This is a genomic window from Sorangium sp. So ce296, from assembly GCF_051529605.1.
In the GTDB taxonomy this organism is placed as follows: Bacteria; Myxococcota_A; Polyangia; order Polyangiales; family Polyangiaceae; genus Sorangium; species Sorangium cellulosum_D.
Genome location: NZ_CP150325.1, coordinates 10013665 through 10028979, shown reverse-complemented (window position 1 = coordinate 10028979; position 15315 = coordinate 10013665). Strand labels below are relative to the sequence as shown.

Annotated in this window: 20 protein-coding genes; 12 read left to right on the top strand and 8 right to left on the bottom strand. The window is 71.1% G+C overall.

Annotation, left to right across the window (positions count from 1 at the left end; genetic code table 11):
- Nucleotides 1-337: 337 nt before the first annotated feature.
- Nucleotides 338-589, bottom strand: coding sequence for an addiction module protein (locus WME98_RS37260; protein WP_437946427.1), 252 nt, complete (start codon nucleotides 587-589; stop codon nucleotides 338-340).
- A 208-nt stretch (nucleotides 590-797) separates the two neighbouring features.
- A complete protein-coding gene (locus tag WME98_RS37255) occupies nucleotides 798-1247 on the bottom strand; it encodes a hypothetical protein (RefSeq protein WP_437946426.1) in 450 nt (149 codons plus the stop codon).
- A 124-nt stretch (nucleotides 1248-1371) separates the two neighbouring features.
- Here WME98_RS37255 and WME98_RS37250 point away from each other — a divergent pair, with 124 nt between their 5' ends.
- Together WME98_RS37250 and WME98_RS37245 are read left to right on the top strand one after the other, a co-directional pair.
- Entirely contained in the window at nucleotides 1372-1545 is a 174-nt protein-coding gene (locus tag WME98_RS37250; RefSeq protein ID WP_437946425.1) for an LIC_13387 family protein, read from the top strand.
- On the top strand, nucleotides 1545-1796 hold the full coding sequence (locus WME98_RS37245; protein WP_437946423.1) for an LIC_13387 family protein: 252 nt from the start codon (nucleotides 1545-1547) through the stop codon (nucleotides 1794-1796). Before WME98_RS37250 ends, WME98_RS37245 begins: the two co-directional genes overlap by 1 nt.
- A gap of 254 nt (nucleotides 1797-2050) precedes the next feature.
- Here WME98_RS37245 and WME98_RS37240 read toward each other — a convergent pair whose 3' ends face one another.
- The gene (locus WME98_RS37240; protein ID WP_437946422.1) at nucleotides 2051-2302 is read right to left on the bottom strand and encodes a hypothetical protein; all 252 of its coding nucleotides are present in this window, start codon (nucleotides 2300-2302) and stop codon (nucleotides 2051-2053) included.
- A gap of 2 nt (nucleotides 2303-2304) precedes the next feature.
- On the opposite strand from WME98_RS37240, the gene WME98_RS37235 reads away from it, so the two are divergent.
- The 5 genes from WME98_RS37235 to WME98_RS37215 all read left to right on the top strand — a co-directional run bounded on the left by WME98_RS37235 (nucleotide 2305) and on the right by WME98_RS37215 (nucleotide 4889).
- On the top strand, nucleotides 2305-2631 hold the full coding sequence (locus WME98_RS37235; protein ID WP_437946420.1) for an RNA polymerase sigma factor: 327 nt from the start codon (nucleotides 2305-2307) through the stop codon (nucleotides 2629-2631).
- Between the two features lie 5 nt (nucleotides 2632-2636).
- Nucleotides 2637-3263: a JAB domain-containing protein gene (locus WME98_RS37230; protein WP_437954062.1), complete on the top strand. Its 627-nt coding sequence runs from the start codon at nucleotides 2637-2639 to the stop codon at nucleotides 3261-3263.
- A 229-nt stretch (nucleotides 3264-3492) separates the two neighbouring features.
- The gene (locus tag WME98_RS37225) at nucleotides 3493-3897 is read left to right on the top strand and encodes a hypothetical protein (RefSeq protein WP_437946419.1); all 405 of its coding nucleotides are present in this window, start codon (nucleotides 3493-3495) and stop codon (nucleotides 3895-3897) included.
- A 34-nt stretch (nucleotides 3898-3931) separates the two neighbouring features.
- Nucleotides 3932-4354, top strand: a complete 423-nt coding sequence (locus WME98_RS37220; RefSeq protein WP_437946418.1) for an HNH endonuclease — start codon at nucleotides 3932-3934, stop codon at nucleotides 4352-4354.
- Nucleotides 4355-4376: 22 nt separating this feature from the next.
- Nucleotides 4377-4889 (top strand): JAB domain-containing protein, encoded by a 513-nt coding sequence (locus tag WME98_RS37215; RefSeq protein ID WP_437946417.1) that lies wholly within the window; start codon nucleotides 4377-4379, stop codon nucleotides 4887-4889.
- A gap of 111 nt (nucleotides 4890-5000) precedes the next feature.
- Here WME98_RS37215 and WME98_RS37210 read toward each other — a convergent pair whose 3' ends face one another.
- The gene (locus tag WME98_RS37210) at nucleotides 5001-6416 is read right to left on the bottom strand and encodes a hypothetical protein (RefSeq protein WP_437946416.1); all 1416 of its coding nucleotides are present in this window, start codon (nucleotides 6414-6416) and stop codon (nucleotides 5001-5003) included.
- A 153-nt stretch (nucleotides 6417-6569) separates the two neighbouring features.
- On the opposite strand from WME98_RS37210, the gene WME98_RS37205 reads away from it, so the two are divergent.
- Entirely contained in the window at nucleotides 6570-7664 is a 1095-nt protein-coding gene (locus WME98_RS37205; protein ID WP_437946415.1) for a hypothetical protein, read from the top strand.
- Nucleotides 7665-7754: 90 nt separating this feature from the next.
- On the opposite strand, the gene WME98_RS37200 is transcribed toward WME98_RS37205, so the two are convergent.
- The gene (locus tag WME98_RS37200) at nucleotides 7755-8447 is read right to left on the bottom strand and encodes a hypothetical protein (RefSeq protein ID WP_437946414.1); all 693 of its coding nucleotides are present in this window, start codon (nucleotides 8445-8447) and stop codon (nucleotides 7755-7757) included.
- A 167-nt stretch (nucleotides 8448-8614) separates the two neighbouring features.
- Between WME98_RS37200 and WME98_RS37195 the strand changes: the two genes are divergently transcribed.
- Nucleotides 8615-9154 (top strand): HNH endonuclease, encoded by a 540-nt coding sequence (locus tag WME98_RS37195; protein WP_437946413.1) that lies wholly within the window; start codon nucleotides 8615-8617, stop codon nucleotides 9152-9154.
- Nucleotides 9067-9936: a formate/nitrite transporter family protein gene (locus WME98_RS37190; protein ID WP_437946411.1), complete on the top strand. Its 870-nt coding sequence runs from the start codon at nucleotides 9067-9069 to the stop codon at nucleotides 9934-9936. Before WME98_RS37195 ends, WME98_RS37190 begins: the two co-directional genes overlap by 88 nt.
- Nucleotides 9937-10092: 156 nt before the next feature.
- Here WME98_RS37190 and WME98_RS37185 read toward each other — a convergent pair whose 3' ends face one another.
- Entirely contained in the window at nucleotides 10093-12069 is a 1977-nt protein-coding gene (locus WME98_RS37185; protein ID WP_437946410.1) for a RecQ family ATP-dependent DNA helicase, read from the bottom strand.
- A gap of 176 nt (nucleotides 12070-12245) precedes the next feature.
- On the opposite strand from WME98_RS37185, the gene WME98_RS37180 reads away from it, so the two are divergent.
- A complete protein-coding gene (locus WME98_RS37180) occupies nucleotides 12246-13229 on the top strand; it encodes a hypothetical protein (protein WP_437946408.1) in 984 nt (327 codons plus the stop codon).
- Between the two features lie 426 nt (nucleotides 13230-13655).
- Nucleotides 13656-14132, top strand: a complete 477-nt coding sequence (locus WME98_RS37175) for a hypothetical protein (protein ID WP_020734538.1) — start codon at nucleotides 13656-13658, stop codon at nucleotides 14130-14132.
- A 133-nt stretch (nucleotides 14133-14265) separates the two neighbouring features.
- Here WME98_RS37175 and WME98_RS37170 read toward each other — a convergent pair whose 3' ends face one another.
- Complete coding sequence (locus WME98_RS37170) at nucleotides 14266-14583, bottom strand: DUF1330 domain-containing protein (RefSeq protein WP_437946407.1); 318 nt, start codon at nucleotides 14581-14583, stop codon at nucleotides 14266-14268.
- Nucleotides 14573-15304, bottom strand: coding sequence for an SDR family NAD(P)-dependent oxidoreductase (locus tag WME98_RS37165; protein ID WP_437946405.1), 732 nt, complete (start codon nucleotides 15302-15304; stop codon nucleotides 14573-14575). The genes WME98_RS37170 and WME98_RS37165 overlap by 11 nt, the downstream gene beginning before the upstream one ends.
- Nucleotides 15305-15315 lie beyond the last annotated feature (11 nt).

Genomic DNA, 15315 nt, shown 5'->3' with positions numbered 1-15315 from the left:
AGGGTTGGCTCGTCACTGGACGTCCAACCCTCAGAGCTCGGTGGGACCGCATGCGGCGCTCACATCATCGCTTTCTCCAGTAGCCCGGTCTCTGCTTTGCGTGTGCGATGGCCACGACGAGAATGCGCGTTGGCTCGTCTCGGTACACGACGAGATAGGGAAACCGTGTCAAGCGCACCCGACGCGTCCCGTAACAGTAGGACAGCGGTCCGGCGCCTCCGCAATTCGGGTCAATGCTGCCTCGATCCCTTCGGCGAACCGTACCGCGACGCGTGGATCCCGCTCCGCGTACCACGCCGCAGCCTCCTCGGCTTCCGCGAGTGCGGCTGGCAGAACCTCAACGATCTTCACGACGGCCGTTTGCAGCCGCCAGGATGCGGCGCCGGGCTTCCGGCCAGGGGACCGGCGTGACGACCCCGGCATCGACGTCGGCGAGACGTTGCTGGATCTCCTCGGCCCACGCAGCCTCGACCTCCTCGGTCGTCTGCTCGGGCTCGTCGAGGCTCTGGATCAGCGCGGCCGCCACGGCCGCTCGGTCCTCCGCCGACAGACGCAGCGCTACGACCAGGACATCCTCGACGTCGCTCATGATGCAGGGAGCTTACCGCAAGTTCGGCCGGGTCACGAGCGGGACCCGCCTCGATGCGGGTCCTGGGCGAGGGTCCATCGCTCGCGACGTCCCCGGTCCTTGGGCCGCTGCGGGCGATGCCCGGCCTGCACGTCACGCAGAACGGAGCCTGGCTCCTTCGGCTCGGCTTCAGCGGCCTCTGCTGCCGACCCGCAGCGGAGTCTGGCCGCTATGTCTTTGCTGGCGTGAGCCCCGTGCGGCGCGGCTCGCTGCGACCGGCCAGGCCATCCCTTGCGGCCCCCAAGCGGGTCCCTGTCGCCTTCGGTGTGCCTCGTCGCGGTGCTTGTGGGCGCGCGAGCGCATCAAGCGCGATGGGCCCGATGACGATTCCGCCGTGCCTGCGCACACGGCCGACTGCGACGTCGAGGGACGGGACGGAGAAGAAGAAGAGCCAGGGGGTATGGACTCCGAGGCGTCCCTCGACGTCCGAGATCAGCCCGCTGCTCGATTCGCCGGCGCCGAACGCGAAGCGTTGGTGGCGGAGCTGGCCCAGATCGACTTTCTCGGTGAAAGACCAGTCGAAGAGGGCTGAATCGTTCATGGCGGCGGTGTCCGGATCGCGCGGTTCGAGCTGATGCCAGACGACGCCCGCGGAGGATTCGGCTGAGCTGTCGGTCACGGCGACGATCGCACCGGAGACCCTCCGGTGCCGTATTGAAATCTCCAGGGCCGTGCTCCAGATCCAAACGGCAGCATGTGGAGCGCACCCGCCAGGGACGGGCGGCAAAGAAACGAGGGCTGTCATGAGTAGCCGTGCACAGGTGCTGTTTCAGGTGGGCGCGTGGGCGTGGGTCGTCACCGGGATCGGGCACCTCGCGATCACCGCGCTGCTGCTCGGTCGCCCCGCGACGCCCGCCGCGGAGACCGCGGTCCTGGACGCGATGCGGGCGCACCGGATGTCCATGATGGGGCTGTGATGGGGCTGTCGCGCGACCTGCTCGGCCTCTTCAGGGGGTTCAGCGTGGCCATGGGCCTGGTGCTCGCGCTGCACGGCGCCGTCGGCGTGCTCGCCGCGCCCGCCCTCGCCGCGCTCCCTGCTGTCGTGGCGCTGAACGCGGCGGTGTCGCTGGCGCTGCTGGACATCGCCGTCCGCGCGTTTCCGCCGCCGCCGATCGTGGCCCTGCTGGTCGCGACGGCGTGCTTCGGCGCGGCGGTCGTGGTGCACTGAGCGTGCGGGCGAAGATAGCCCATAGCGCATCGCAGTCGCCACGAGCGGCCCGTCGGCGGAGCCGTTGCGGGATCGCTCGTTCGGGTTCCGGCGGACAGCGCCGCCATCGCGAGGCGGCGGCCCGCAGGCTGGGGCGTGAAGCGGTCCCTTCGGCGCGGCGCCTCCGGCTGCCCGCCCGCCGCGCGCCCTTCAGGCGCCCCAGGGCCCAGATGCGGCGCTCGCCGCAGTCGACTACCATGGCGATGGGGAGGCGGTTACGATGGCACGGCCGGCTCCGTCGACATCACCGAGCGGGCCTTCGCGTGAGCCTCGGGGTACCAGGCTGACTGAAGCTTGAGGAGGCTGAGCATGTCGTTCAAACGGACGACCTCGGCATACTCTCTGTGCTCTTCAGGCGTGAGGACGCCGCTTGTGCTCTTCTGAGCGAGCTCCTCTACGCGGGGCGCCAGGTCCTTGCTGATGGCGTCGAGTGCCGCCTCGAGATGCTCGATGGTTCGCTTCTCCATGAGTGTCTCCGTCTTCAACGCCTCGCGTCATCCCTCTGTCGTCGGTTCAAGGTCAGCCACGAGCTCCCCTCCGTCGACCCCCCGCCCAACTCTCCGCCTTCGCCGCCCCCTCTCCCGAGGCCCGCCTCGTCGCCCGCGGCCTCCTCCGCGCCTTCCACCGTCTCCGCCCCGAGCTGCGCGAGATCCTGTCGCTCGCCGCCACCGGCCTTTCCTCGCTCGAGATCGCCGCCTCCCTCTCGCTCCCGCGCCCCACGGTCGCCACCCGCCTCCGCCTCGCGCGCCGCCTCTTCGCCCGCGCCCTCACCCGCTCTCGGAGGTGGCCCCGATGAGCCCGATGAGCCGCGCCCCCGTCGACGCCCCCGCCGAGACGGCGGCCGAGCTGCCAACAGCGACCGAGGCCGCCCTCCTCGAGATGGTGCTCGGCCTGCCCGGCGTCGGGCCGCGCCTCCTCGGCACGGCCGCTCTCCCCTCGCTCGGCCGCCTCTCGCCCGCGGCGCTGGCCGAGCGCACCCAGATCGCCCTCTTCGACGCGACCCGGCTCGCCGCCGCCTTCGAGCTCGGCCGCCGATACCACGCCGCCCGCGCGCGCCGGGGCGCGCTCCTCAACGACGCCGCCCGCGTGGCGCGCTACTTCGGCCCGCGGCTCGCCTCCCTGGTCCACGAGGAGCTCTGGATCGCCGCGCTCGACACCCACGGCCGCGCCCGCGAGACGCGTCTGCTCGCCCGCGGTTCCGACGACGCCCTCCACGTCGGCCGCTCCACCGTCCTGCGCACGGCGCTGGACATGGCCGCCGTCAGCTTCGTCCTCGCCCACAACCACCCCAGCGGCGACCCCACGCCGACCCCCGAGGACGAAGCGATGACCCTGGAGCTGCGCCACCTCGGCTCGGAGCTGGAAGTCCCGCTCACCGCCCACGTCATCGTCACGCCCAGCGGCCGCTACGCCGCCGTCCACGAGTAGGCCCTCGCGAGGCGCAGCACCCCGCCCCGTCGCCGGCGCGCGGCGCCGCTGCGGTGGGGCGCCCCCCGCCCCTGCGCATCCAGCCGAAAGCCTCCCGCGCACCGCCCCAGCCGGCAGCCCCGCCGCGCGTTCGCTCTCGTCATCGCGGCTGGCCGGGGAGGAGCCGGGGGGCTCCTCGTGCTAGGCTCGACGGCGAAGCGGGCTCGCCTCCCGCGTCCACCCCAGCGCGATGTCGACCGCCACCGTCACCCTCGCTCTCCCCGAAGCGCTCTACCAGCGACTGAAGGGGACTGCGCTCGCGACCCGACAGCCGCTCGAAGCCGTGATGCTGCGGGCGCTGAGCCTCGGCAGCCCTCCCGCCTGGGACGACGCGCCCCCGGAGTTCCAGGTCGACCTCGCCTGCCTGGACAAGATGGACGACCAGGCGCTCTGGCAGATCGCAAAGAGCCACAGGTCCGAAGCAGAGCTCGCGCGCTACGACGAGCTGCTCGAACGGAACACCCAGGGGCTCCTCACGCCGGCCGAGCGCATCGAGCTCGAGCGCCTTCGCCACGAGAGCGACCTGTTCATGCTCCGCAAAGCGCACGCTGCGGCGCTCCTGCGATGGCGCGGGCACGCCGTCGCTTCTCCGTAGCGCGCGCCCTCCACGAGAAGGAAGACGGACTGCGGTGTCAACCTACGTCTCCGAGCTGCTCCGTTCTCGTATCGAGGAGGCCGACCGGCGCCGCTGTCAATACTGCCTGACAAGCGAGGCCAATAGCGGAATTCCCCTGACTTACGATCACATCACGCCGATCTCGAAGGGCGGGCCGACCTCGTTCGAGAACGTATGCCTCGCATGCCGCCCATGCAACGAGTTCAAGGCAGGCGCCACGGAGTCGGTCGACCCGCTGACGGGAGAAGTCGTGCCGCTCTTCAATCCCCGCCTCCATCGCTGGAGCGATCACTTCACGTGGAGCGTCGACGCAACCAGGGTAGAGGGCGTGACGCCGTTCGGTAGAGCAACGGTCATCGCGCTCCGAATGAACCGCCCGACGATCGTCGCCGCACGTCGGCGCTGGGCCGAGGTGGGCTGGCACCCGCCCGCTTAGAGCTGGCTACCCCCTCCTCAAGATGGTGCTCGGCCTGCCCGGCGTCGGCCCGCGCCTCCTCGGCACGGCCGCTCTCCCCTCCCTCGGCCGCCTCTCTCCCGCGGCGCTGGCCGAGCGCACCCAGATCGCCCTCTTCGACGCCACCCGGCTCGCCGCCGCCTTCGAGCTCGGCCGCCGCACCCACGCCGCCCGCGTGGCGCGGTACTTCGGCCCGAGGCTCGCCTCCCTGGTCCACGAGGAGCTCTGGATCGCCGCGCTCGACGCCCACGGCCGCGTCCGCGAGACGCGCCTGCTCGCCCGCGGTTCCGACGACGCCCTCCACGTCGGCCGCTCCACCGTCCTGCGCACGGCGCTGGACATGGCCGCCCACAGCTTCGTCCTCGCCCGCAACCACCCGAGCGGCGACCCCACGCCGACCCGCGAGGACGAAGCGATGACCCTGGAGCTGCGCCACCTCGCCTCGGAGCTCGAAGTCCCGCTCACGGCCCACGTCATCGTCACGCCCAGCGGCCGCTACGCCGCCGTCCACGAGTAGGCCCTCGCGGGGCGCTGCGCCCCGCCGCCGGCGCGCTGCGCCCCTGCGCATCGAAGGAGCCGCCTTCACTGCACGGTCAGCCTCGGGGAGCCCGTCCAAAGGGCGCCTTTTTCAATCGGTCTTCCTCCGCGATTTCCACAGGAGCGCCTCGGGGAGGACGCTGGCGACAGCCGAGAGCGAGTCATCTCCGCCGACGCGCGCGATGAGCGGTGCGAGCTGCTCCACGCCGCCCCAGCGGCTCAGCGTCGAGACGAGCGTGACGTCCTCCGCGGCGTCCCCGAGGCTCATGAAGAACAGCCTTGCCGCTGTCGTGAGCGACATCCAGGGAGCGCAGCGCACCACGCCCTCCAGCCCCTCAGTTCCTCGGTCGTCGTGGTAAGCAGCGATGGCGCGCGCGGTCAGCCCGGGGCGCGACCGCTCGGGGGCGGCGAGACAGAGCGCCACGAGGGCCATGATGCGCGCGGCCTCCGAGCCACCTCCGCCGCCTCCCTCGGCGATCTCCACCGCCGTCTCGAGCCCGAGCACCTGGATCGCCTCGGCAGCGTGATCACACACGAGCCCCGCGGCTGCCCACGGAGGATCCAGCGAGGCCACCGCGTCGCGCGCCGCCTGCGCGAGGGGCCTGCCTCCCTCGATCGCTGCGGCGCAGAGCAAGGGACGAGCGGCGAAGATCCCGCGGCCACAACGCTCTTGGATGATGCCGAGCGCGCGCTCCGGAGCGCCGAGCTCGGCGAACCGCACGGCCAGCGCGAAAGGGGACGGGAGGGCCTCGTCCAGAAGCCGCGAGAGCTCGACCATCCCGAGGAAGGGAAGCAGCGCCGCGGTGCATGCGTCGGTGTCGTGCCTCTCGGCGCCCTCGTCGTGGTCGGCAAAGAACGCATCGAAGGACATCGAGACAGCGCCGGCCCGCTCCTCATCGGGCAGCACGGGCAAGAGGGGCGCCAGGGCGTTCGCTCGGGACGTCGGTGGAAGAGACACCGCCGCGCGGAGGATGGCAAGCGCTTGGTTCTGCCCGATCCGATCCGCCGTGGCGAGCCGGGCGAGCGCCTGCCCCGGCTTCGCGCTCGACAGCGCGCGCTCGACGGCTTGCTGGACGAGCGCTTCTGCCTCGGAGCGCGGCAGGAAGTCGGCGGCCGTAAGCCACGCGCTCAAGTAGCCGTCGGGCCCTCCGTCCGCGCGCCACGTGGCCGCGACCGCCCACCGCGCGAACATCGACGCCTCGTCGCCCGGCACAGCGCGCGCCGCGGCGAGCAATGCGAGCGCATCCTCCCAGCCATCACCGCGCCATGCCGCGCCCGTCCGCCTCACGACGTCGAGCGCGGGCGCCTCGATGCTGGCGCGCAGCGATGGAGAGGCGAGCGCCGCGAGAGCGAAGAGCGAGACGGCGAGCGCCCGCTCCGTGTCGTCCCACGCCTCCTCGTCGGCCCGGTCGGCTTCAGGAGGCCACGCGCGGTGGAGCGTTGCGAGCGCGCCCTGCGCGAGCGCGACCCGCACGAAGCTCGACAGCGCGTCGGACGGGATTGCCACGGCGTCGGAGGCGCCAAGCGGCGCCGCCATCGAGCGTCGCACGCGTCCCAGCTCCGCCCGACGCGCAGCGAGATCCTCGCGCGAGCGCGGCCATGCCCACCGGGGTGCGCAGAGCGATAGGAGATCGGCGCGCGGTGCCCCGGAGGAGACGAGATGGTCGCCGGCGTACCGGCGGAGGTAGGTGACCGCGCCCCGCTCGGCTGTGTCGCCGCTCTCCCAGGTGCGAACGAGCGATCGGGCAGCCTCGGCGAATCGCTGCTCAGCGAGCGCGACGTGCTCCGCGCGCGCGGCGGCCCAGGCGGCGCGCAGGGCTTCATGACGAAAGCGAATCCGGCGCCCCTCTTCACGCCATTGGAGGACCGGCTCGACGGCCTCGCGATGCGCGTCGAGAGAGCCGGTCACCTCGGCGACCTGCGCGCCGAGGAGCGGCGCCAGCTCGGTCACGTCGAGCGGCGCGAAGGCGCACGCGAGGGTCGCCATGAGCGCTTCCATCGGCGCCGCGCCGCGATCGTGGAGCGATCTCGCGATCGCGTCCACATAAGCGCGTGGACCTGGACCGTCGACCGCCGCCCAGGTGAGGTGGTCACGGAGAGATGGATCCAGCTCCTCCAAGCGGAATCCGTCGACCGCGACGTACGTCACGTGCGCGGCGCGGAGACCAAGCCGCTCTGCCCATCGCTCGGCGACGTCGCGCGAACCGGAGACCGCCACGAGCACACGCGCGGCGGGGCCTGGCTCGTCCAGCACCGAGCGGCGAGGGTCGTCCGGCCAGTCCACACAGGCGTCAGGCGCGATCAAGCCAATCAAGAGCTGCGGCTGACCGTCCTCGCCGTCCCAGTTCATGATGCGGTTGACGAGGCTGGTGCGGACACCGAAGTGAACCTCGTCAAACCCCGTACCTTCGGGCCATGGGCCGGCCGAGAGCCGCGCGAGCACCTCTTCTTCGAAGGCCGCACCAACAGCACGTCCGGCGTGAACGAGAAGCTTCAGGGTGCCAGGATCCGCGATCGAACGGAAGAAGCGTTCGATGACCGTACCCTTCCCTGCGCCGGAGGGACCATGGACGACGCACGCCGACGTGCGCCCTGCTTCGTGCCAGGATCGCAGCGCTTCGAACGCCCTGGACTGGCCTTCACCAATGAACCGTCCCTCCATCAAACTCTCCGCCGGGATCGATCCCCTCGATCATATTGCCCAAGCCGTCAGATGGCCGGTGGCGCTCCCGGTCATCGCTCACGACCTGACTGAGGTCGAGCTGAACGAGGCCGCCCCGGCTCGCCGCCGCCTTCGAGCTCGGCCGCCGCTACCACGCCGCCCGCGTTGACGATGTCGTTTTCATCACGTGCTCTCCCACGCCCCCGAATCCCGGACGTCGCCCTCTTCGTCACGCCCCTGGCCACGCAAGAACCCGGTGGTTACTGCGACGAGGGCTCGACGTTCGTCCTCTGACAAGAGCGGTGCGACGGCCTCGCGCCAGCACCTCGCGAACGTGTGCGCCTGCACGAGCTCCTGCACCGTATCTATGGGGTCGATCTCGTCCTCCAGGTACCCCCTCTCCTGGAGGAGCCGATGGTCGAACTCGGACAGCTCGGCCGGGTCGAGGGACGGCACTCCCTCGCCCGCGCGCTCGGCCTCGTCGAACGCGCGCCACAGCGCCTCCCGCGCGCCCTCGGCGAGCCCTAACAGACCCTCTGCGCGCGGCTGTAGGCGCACGACGGACATCCACGTCAGCCAGTAGCCGGCACGATCGACCACCGACGTCACCCAGCCGAGCAGCGCGCCCGCGAACTCCGGATCGCACGCGCGCAGGCACCCGAGCGCGGCGACGGTGACCCGGTACGGGGCCTCGCGCGTGTTGACGGACCAGTCACGGTCCGCCGTGCATGACCGCAGCGCCGCCTGGAATTGCTCCTTGCTCGTCACGCGCAGGCCCATCTTCTCGTAGTGCGGCCGTACGCAGTCGAGCGACAGGAGGAAGAACGCACGCTGGATGCTCCCACCTTCGCGCTCGATCCTCGCTTCGTCGATCATGGCGTACCGGCGCTGTTGCCGTCGTTGCCGCCACTCCCGCCCTGCCCGTCCCCCGAGCCTCCGCCACCGCCCCCACCCGCGCCGCCATCGCCGAGGATAAAGGTCCCCGGATTCATGCCAGGAATCGCTGGGATGTTCGGAACTGGAGCGGTTCGCGCCACAGTTTCATGAACCATGGCTCTATCTGGGCTGTCAAGCGCCGGGCGCGAAGGTGGGCCGCTGATCACATCACGCCGGTCTCGAAGGGCGAGCCGACCTGGTTCGAGAACGTATGCCTCGCATGCCACCCCTGTAACGAGTCCACTCGGCGGAGCTGCACGTCCCGCTCACCGCCCACGTCATCGTCACGCCCAGCGGCCGATACGCCACCCTGCGCCGGCCCCAAGCCTCGCCTCTCGATAAATCCCATATCGATCATCAACGGAAACATCGCCGAAACGCAGCCACGTCTACATTCCGTGGCACGTCGAGGAAGCTCGATCGCTCCGGCACACGCCGGGGGATCCGCTCGCGCTGCCGCCCAGGCCGCGCCGGCCAGCGCGGCGCGGCCGGCCAGGGGCGGGCGCGCCAAGCTCGAGCCCTCGCGCCAGTCACGTCTTCACGGAGGAAAGCCAAGCTTATGTCCTATTTGGCGCCGACAGAATTTGTCACCAAGATGGTCGACGCGGGCGAATCCAAGGTCTTCATGTCGACCCGGGACACGTTGATCCGAGCCTACATGGCCGGCGCGCTGCTCGCGCTCGCCGCCGTCTTCGCGGTGATGGTCACCCAGCAGACGGGCTACCCGATCATCGGCGCGATGCTGTTCCCGGTCGGCTTCTGCATGCTGTACCTGCTGGGCTTCGATCTGCTCACGGGCGTGTTCGTGCTGGCGCCGCTCGCGCTGATCGATCGCCGCAAGGGCGTCACCCTGGGCGGCGTCCTGCGCAACTGGGGCCTGGTCTTCGCGGGCAACTTCGCCGGCGCCTTCACCGTCGCCGTGATGATGGCGATCGTCTTCACCTTCGGCTTCTCCACGGAGCCGAGCGCCGTCGGCAAGGCCATCTCCGGCATCGGCGAGGCGCGCACGCTCGGCTACAAGGAGTACGGCGCCGCCGGCATGCTGACGCTCTTCGTGCGCGGCGTGCTCTGCAACTGGATGGTCTCGACCGGCGTGGTCGGCGCGATGATCTCCAACACCGTCGGCGGCAAGGTGACGGCGATGTGGATGCCCATCATGCTGTTCTTCGCGATGACGTTCGAGCACTCCGTGGTGAACATGTTCCTGTTCCCGTCGGCCATGCTCATGGGCGGCAAATTCTCGATCATGGATTACATCGTGTGGAACGAGATCCCGACCGTCGTCGGCAACATGCTCGGCGGCATCACCTTCACGGGCCTCACCCTGTACGCCACCCACCTCAAGACCGCCCCCAAGCTCGTCCCCGCCGCCAGGGAGCGCGAGCTCCCCGCCGAGCCGCTCCGCGCCTCCGCCAGCTCCGCCTCCTGACACGCCCGCAAGCAAGCGGCCCGCCCCGGGCGCTGCGCACCTCCAGAAGCCACGTCCGCAGCCCTTGGCAGCACAGGCCGGGCGTCCGACGGCGGCTGGGCCCCGGCGGCAAAGCCCATCACCACACGTCGCTTCCGCGCGCGGATGTGCAGCGGATCAAGCAGGCGCGACGCCGCGGGCAGCGCCGGCGACGATGGGGAGCCCGGCGCACCAGTCGAGCACCTCGGAGAACCGGCGAGCGACGAGGACGCCGAAGAGCGGATGGCGCGCGAGCTTGGCCTGCGTGGTCGCCGGGCTCGAGAGGCCGCAGAGGAAGCGCGCCGCCTGGCGAGGGTGACCCAGGGCGGCCCCGTGCGCCGCGCGCAGCGCCGTGAACGCGGCGACGTCGAGCCCCGCCGGCATCGGCGGCGCGCGCGGCGGCTCCGGCAGCCTCAGGGCGACCCGGGTGCGGCAGAAGGTGCAACGCCCGCACGCGGCGTCGAGGCGCTCGCCGAAGTACTCGGCGAGCGCGGCGGCGTGACAGCGCTCCGCGGTGAACAGCTCGATCACCTGCCGCACGCGCGCGATCTCCGCGTCCTCGCGCCGCGCGAACCGCGCGAGGAGCTCGCCGACGAGGGCGGGCGCGTCGTCCGGCGGCGCGACGCGCACGAAGCGGTGCCGCAGGTCCGACGCCTTGAGCTCCGCGAGCCCCTGCCGCTCGAGGTACTCGAGCGCGCGCACCACCCGCTCGCGCGGCTGGTCCAGCGCCGCGGCGGCGGCCGCCGGATCGATCGCGTACAGGACTCGCCCCTTCTTCGCATGACCGAAGAGCGCCTCGAGGAACCGCGCCGGCTCGCCCTTCACCGTCGCGACGACCTCCTCGAGCTTGCGGTGGAGCCGCACCTCGTAGCCGGCGTAGAACGGCGTGAGCTGCCGGACCGCGCCCATCAGCTCGAGGTAGGTCAGCGCGGTGCGGAGCACGAGCGGCCGGACGTCGTGGCGCGCCGACAGCGCGTGCAGGCCGATCTCCACCTGGGGCGCGTCGAGCACGGCGCCGACCACCCCGTGGAGCGCCTCCGCGGTCGGCGTATCGCCGTAAGCGAAGTTCTCGAGGACCGGCAGATCGTCGCCGCACACGAAGAGCTCGACCGCCGAGGGCGCCTGATCCCTGCCCGCGCGGCCGATCTCCTGGCTGTAGCTCTCGAGGCTCTTCGGGAGATTGTAATGGTCGACATAACGCACGTCGGCCTTGTCGATCCCCATCCCGAACGCGATGGTGGCGACCACGACGCCGCGGTCGCTCTGCATCCAGTCGTCCTGCACGCGCGCGCGCTCCGCCGCGTCCATCCCGGCGTGGTAGGCGCGCGCCAGAAGCCCCGCCGAAGCGAGCTGCTCGGCCACGTGCTCGGCGGTCTTCTGGAGCGTGACGTAGACGATGGTGGAGCCGGGCGGCCGGGATCTCAGGCGCTCGATCAGGATCCGGTCGCGCGCGGGCGCGCTCACCGCCGTCGCGCGGATCTCGAGGTTCGGCCGGTAGAAGCCGGTGACGACCGCGTGCTCCTCGCGGATGCCGAACGTGGCGCAGACGTCGCGCACGACCCCGGGCGTCGCGGTGGCCGTCAGCGCGAGCACGCGCGGCACGCCGAGCGCCCGGGCGGTGTCCGCGAGCCTCAAGTAATCGGGGCGGAAGTTGTGCCCCCATTCCGAGATGCAGTGGGCCTCGTCCACCGCGAACAGGGCGATCTTCAGCTCTTTCAGCAGCGCCATGAAGCGCTCGCTCACGAACCGCTCGGGGGCGACATAGAGCAGCTTCGTCTTGCCCGAGCGCAGGTCCCTGTGCGCCTCCGCCGCGTCGTCGGCCGACAGCGACGAGTCGAGCCGGACCGCGGCGATGCCGCGCGCCGTGAGGAAATCGATCTGATCCTTCATCAGCGCGATCAGCGGAGAGATGACGATCGTGACCCCGTCGAGGAGCAGCGCGGGCAGCTGGTAGCAGAGCGATTTGCCGCCGCCCGTCGGGAAGACCGCGAGCGCGCTGTGGCCCGAGAGCAGGGCATCCATGACCGCGCGCTGGCCTGGGCGGAGATCGCGGAACCCGAACCGCGCCTCGAGCACGTCGAGCAGATCCGGGCGGGGGGGCGTCGGCTGGTCCAAGGGGCGCATCCTACACATCCTGCGCGCCGAGGGGGGCTGCCCCGCTTCCGTGGACACCCCCGGAGGCACCGGGAGGCAGGGATGGGACGGAGAAACAGGAGGGCGCCCGAGCCCGGCGGCGGCGGGCGGACGACCCGATCGGGGATCGGTGTAGACTGCGAGGCCGGAGCTCTGCGATGGGCGGCAAGCTGTTCAACCTACCGAGGATGCCCCGAGGCGAGTACCTGGCGATCGAGGCCGAGGTGCGGCGCTACCTCGACGGCAAGCTGCCGGGGCAGTACCGCATCCCGCGCTACTACGGCGACAAGCCGGACTTCGGGGACATGGATGTGATCGTCGCGTCGCGGCCGGACTGGGGCGAGGTGCGCGCCGAGATCGCGCGCGACCTCGGGGTCACGCAGACCAAGGCCGTGGGGCACGTGTTCTCGACGGTGTGCCGCGGGCTGCAGACCGATTTCTTCCCGGTGCCGGAGCGCTACCTCGACATCGCGTACAGCTTCATGTGCTTCAACGACGTGGGGAACTTCATCGGGCGGATCTGCCGGCGCTTCGACCTGAAGTACGGGGAGCGCGGGCTCGCCTACGTGTACCGGCGCGAGGGGGGCAATTACCGGGCAGACCTGGAGGTGACGCGGGATTTCGAGCGGATCTGCGGCTTCCTCGGGCTCGATCACGGGGCGTGGCAGGCGGGGTTCGCGTCGCTGCCGGCGGTGTTCGACTGGGTGATCGCGAGCCCTTATTTCTCGGTGGCGCCCTACCTCGACGATGGCGAGAGCCCGCTGCGGGAGCGCGCCGGCGTGCGGTCGACCGTGGCGCGGTTCATCGACTACCTGAGCGCCCGGGGGATCGACAAGCGGCCCACCCTCGGGGACCGGCGGTCGTACCTGCCCATGATCCTCGCCGCGTTCCCGGAGGCCGATCTCGGCGGGCAGATCGAGCGCGAGCGCGCGGCCGAGGCGCGGCGGGCGCAGATCGACGCGAAGTTCAGCGGGAAGCGGGTGATGCGGCTCGTGCCTGGGCTGGAGGGGAAGGCCCTCGGGGAGCTCATCACGCGGTTCAAGGGATCGTTCGACGACTTCGAGGGATGGGTGCTGGCGACGCCGGAGGAGGAGATCGACCGTCGTATCACCGAGCTCGCCGCGCTGCTTGACGCGGATTGACGCGGAGCTGCGTCCTCCCGGCTCCTGAGCGGCCCCGCCGCGCGAGCTCTGGTAGCGCTCCAATTTGCCCGGAGAGAGCTCATATGAAGGCGGGAAGGGGCGAGCTCGACCTCGGCGTCGTAATGGGTGTGCAGATCGATGAACCCCGGGGTCACCCAGCACCCCGCGGCGTCGAGCACCCGAGTCCCGGGCCCGCGCGGCAAGGGCGCGCGCCCTCGGTGGTGCCGCGAACCACCACCAGACATGGAGGCGCGTCCCTCCAGCCCGCGTCTCGCGCGCCGCGCCCCTCCCAGGATCTCAACTGAACCAGCCTCGCCGCTCGACCCGCTCCCCTCGTGGGCCCTGGTACGCCTCATGCAGTGTCCGCCTGGTCTCCGCACGAAGGAAGCCGCCCGCGAGACTTGCTGCAACGATCAAGGAGAGACGATGCTGCCCACGAACACGACCCACAAGACCCGCTCCCTCGTCCTGACGCTCACGATGGCCGCCGGCCTGGCCGTTACAGCGTTCACGTCCCCTGCGGCGGCCGGGCCGCTGCCGACGCTCTCCGGATGGGGCGTGCGCGGCCATGCCAGCTTCATGGGCTCGGTGAGCCAGCAGGTCGACGGCTCGCTCAGAGGGCATTTCACGATCGTCATCCACAATCCCGGCGAAGACCCCGTCACCTGCCGCTACCTGCGCTTCCGTCCCCATACCGTGAGCGGCGGGAGCTGGAGCTTCGATGGCCATGGCACGTGCTGGACCTCGGGCGGCACGTTCGCTGCGGCGAACCGCTTCGCCTTCTCTGACCTGGGCAGCCCAGGCGCGGGCGTCGACGCCGTCGACGTGAACTACTACGGCTCGGTCGGCGTCTCGATTCCCGGCGGCTTTTTCGATGACGGCGACATCGTCTACACGCCTTGAGGCCAGCCGCGATCCGGCGAGCGTGTCAGGCTGCGCTGGCGCTCGCGCCGCTGCGTCGGCCGCGCGATCCGGATGATCGGGCGCCCGGCGCCGGCGGCGCGACGCTCAGCGCCCTCGCCTCGCGACGCGCGGCTCACGCCGCCGTCGCCTCGAACTCGCCGAGGATGAAGGTCGCCGCGACCGCCGGCTCGAAGAGCTCGGCGCGCACGGCGAGGTACTGCGCGTCGGCGAAGAACCGCTCCCGCGCCGCGCGGTCGGGGAACAGGAGGGTGAAGACGCGGTTGATGCCCGCTTCCCCCTTCAGCACCCGCGCCACGACGAAATCGTGGCCGAAGGCGCCGCCGTAGGACGACAGGATCGGCATCATGCCGGCGCGGTAGCGGGCGTAGGACACCTCGTCCGCGATCTGGAGCCCCACCAGGAGCACGTGCTGTCGGCCGTCAGCGCCCATGGGAGTAGCCTCCATCGACGTCGAGCGTCGTGCCTGTCACGAAGCCGGCCCTGGCCAGGAACAGCGCCGCTTCCGTCGTGTCCCGCACCTCGCCGACGCGCTGCAGCGGGTGGATCGAGGCCAGCGAATCCGCACCCTCGCCGATGAGCGGCGTGCGGATGACGCCGGGCGCCAGCGTGTTCACGCGGATGTTGTGGCCGGCGAGCTCGGCGGCCAGCGAGACGGTGAGCGCGTGGACGCCGCCTTTGCTGGCCATGGCGGCCGAGGCCGGCATCCGCGCCATGGCCTGCTGGACGAGCACCGTGCCGACATTGATGATCGAGCCCCCGCCGCCCTCGATCATCAGCGGCACCGCCGCCTGCGTCATCAGGAACGTCCCCTTCACGTTGGTGGCGAAGAACCGCTCCAGGTCGTCCTCCGTGCTCTCGAGGAACGGCTTCACGCCGAAGATCCCGGCGTTGTTGATCAGCACGTCGACGCCGCCGAAGCGCTCGCGCGCAGCGGCGGCGACGGCCCGCGCCGTGGCCCGATCGCTCACGTCGCCCGGCACGGCCACGACGCGCGCGCCCCCGTCGAGGCTCCGCGACGCCCGCTCGAGCTTCTCCGGGTCGCGCCCGTTCACGACGACGCTCGACCCCTCGGCCAGGAAGCGCCTTGCGAGGTCGAGGCCGATACCGCTGCTGGCGCCGGTGATGATGACGCGATCGATTCTGGTGGACATGGAGTGTCGCT

Excerpts from the sequence above, each read along its gene's own strand:
- WME98_RS37240 (WP_437946422.1), bottom strand. The coding sequence starts at position 2,302 with ATGGAGAAGCGAACCATCGAGCATCTCGAGGCGGCACTCGACGCCATC.
- WME98_RS37225 (WP_437946419.1), top strand. The coding sequence starts at position 3,493 with ATGTCGACCGCCACCGTCACCCTCGCTCTCCCCGAAGCGCTCTACCAG.
- WME98_RS37180 (WP_437946408.1), top strand. The coding sequence starts at position 12,246 with ATGGGCGGCAAGCTGTTCAACCTACCGAGGATGCCCCGAGGCGAGTAC.
- WME98_RS37205 (WP_437946415.1), top strand. The coding sequence starts at position 6,570 with ATGGTCGCCGGCGTACCGGCGGAGGTAGGTGACCGCGCCCCGCTCGGC.
- WME98_RS37170 (WP_437946407.1), bottom strand. The coding sequence starts at position 14,583 with ATGGGCGCTGACGGCCGACAGCACGTGCTCCTGGTGGGGCTCCAGATC.
- WME98_RS37165 (WP_437946405.1), bottom strand. The coding sequence starts at position 15,304 with ATGTCCACCAGAATCGATCGCGTCATCATCACCGGCGCCAGCAGCGGT.
- WME98_RS37195 (WP_437946413.1), top strand. The coding sequence starts at position 8,615 with ATGAACCATGGCTCTATCTGGGCTGTCAAGCGCCGGGCGCGAAGGTGG.
- WME98_RS37215 (WP_437946417.1), top strand. The coding sequence starts at position 4,377 with ATGGTGCTCGGCCTGCCCGGCGTCGGCCCGCGCCTCCTCGGCACGGCC.
- WME98_RS37250 (WP_437946425.1), top strand. The coding sequence starts at position 1,372 with ATGAGTAGCCGTGCACAGGTGCTGTTTCAGGTGGGCGCGTGGGCGTGG.
- WME98_RS37245 (WP_437946423.1), top strand. The coding sequence starts at position 1,545 with ATGGGGCTGTCGCGCGACCTGCTCGGCCTCTTCAGGGGGTTCAGCGTG.
- WME98_RS37230 (WP_437954062.1), top strand. The coding sequence starts at position 2,637 with ATGAGCCGCGCCCCCGTCGACGCCCCCGCCGAGACGGCGGCCGAGCTG.
- WME98_RS37175 (WP_020734538.1), top strand. The coding sequence starts at position 13,656 with ATGCTGCCCACGAACACGACCCACAAGACCCGCTCCCTCGTCCTGACG.
- WME98_RS37190 (WP_437946411.1), top strand. The coding sequence starts at position 9,067 with ATGTCCTATTTGGCGCCGACAGAATTTGTCACCAAGATGGTCGACGCG.
- WME98_RS37260 (WP_437946427.1), bottom strand. The coding sequence starts at position 589 with ATGAGCGACGTCGAGGATGTCCTGGTCGTAGCGCTGCGTCTGTCGGCG.
- WME98_RS37200 (WP_437946414.1), bottom strand. The coding sequence starts at position 8,447 with ATGATCGACGAAGCGAGGATCGAGCGCGAAGGTGGGAGCATCCAGCGT.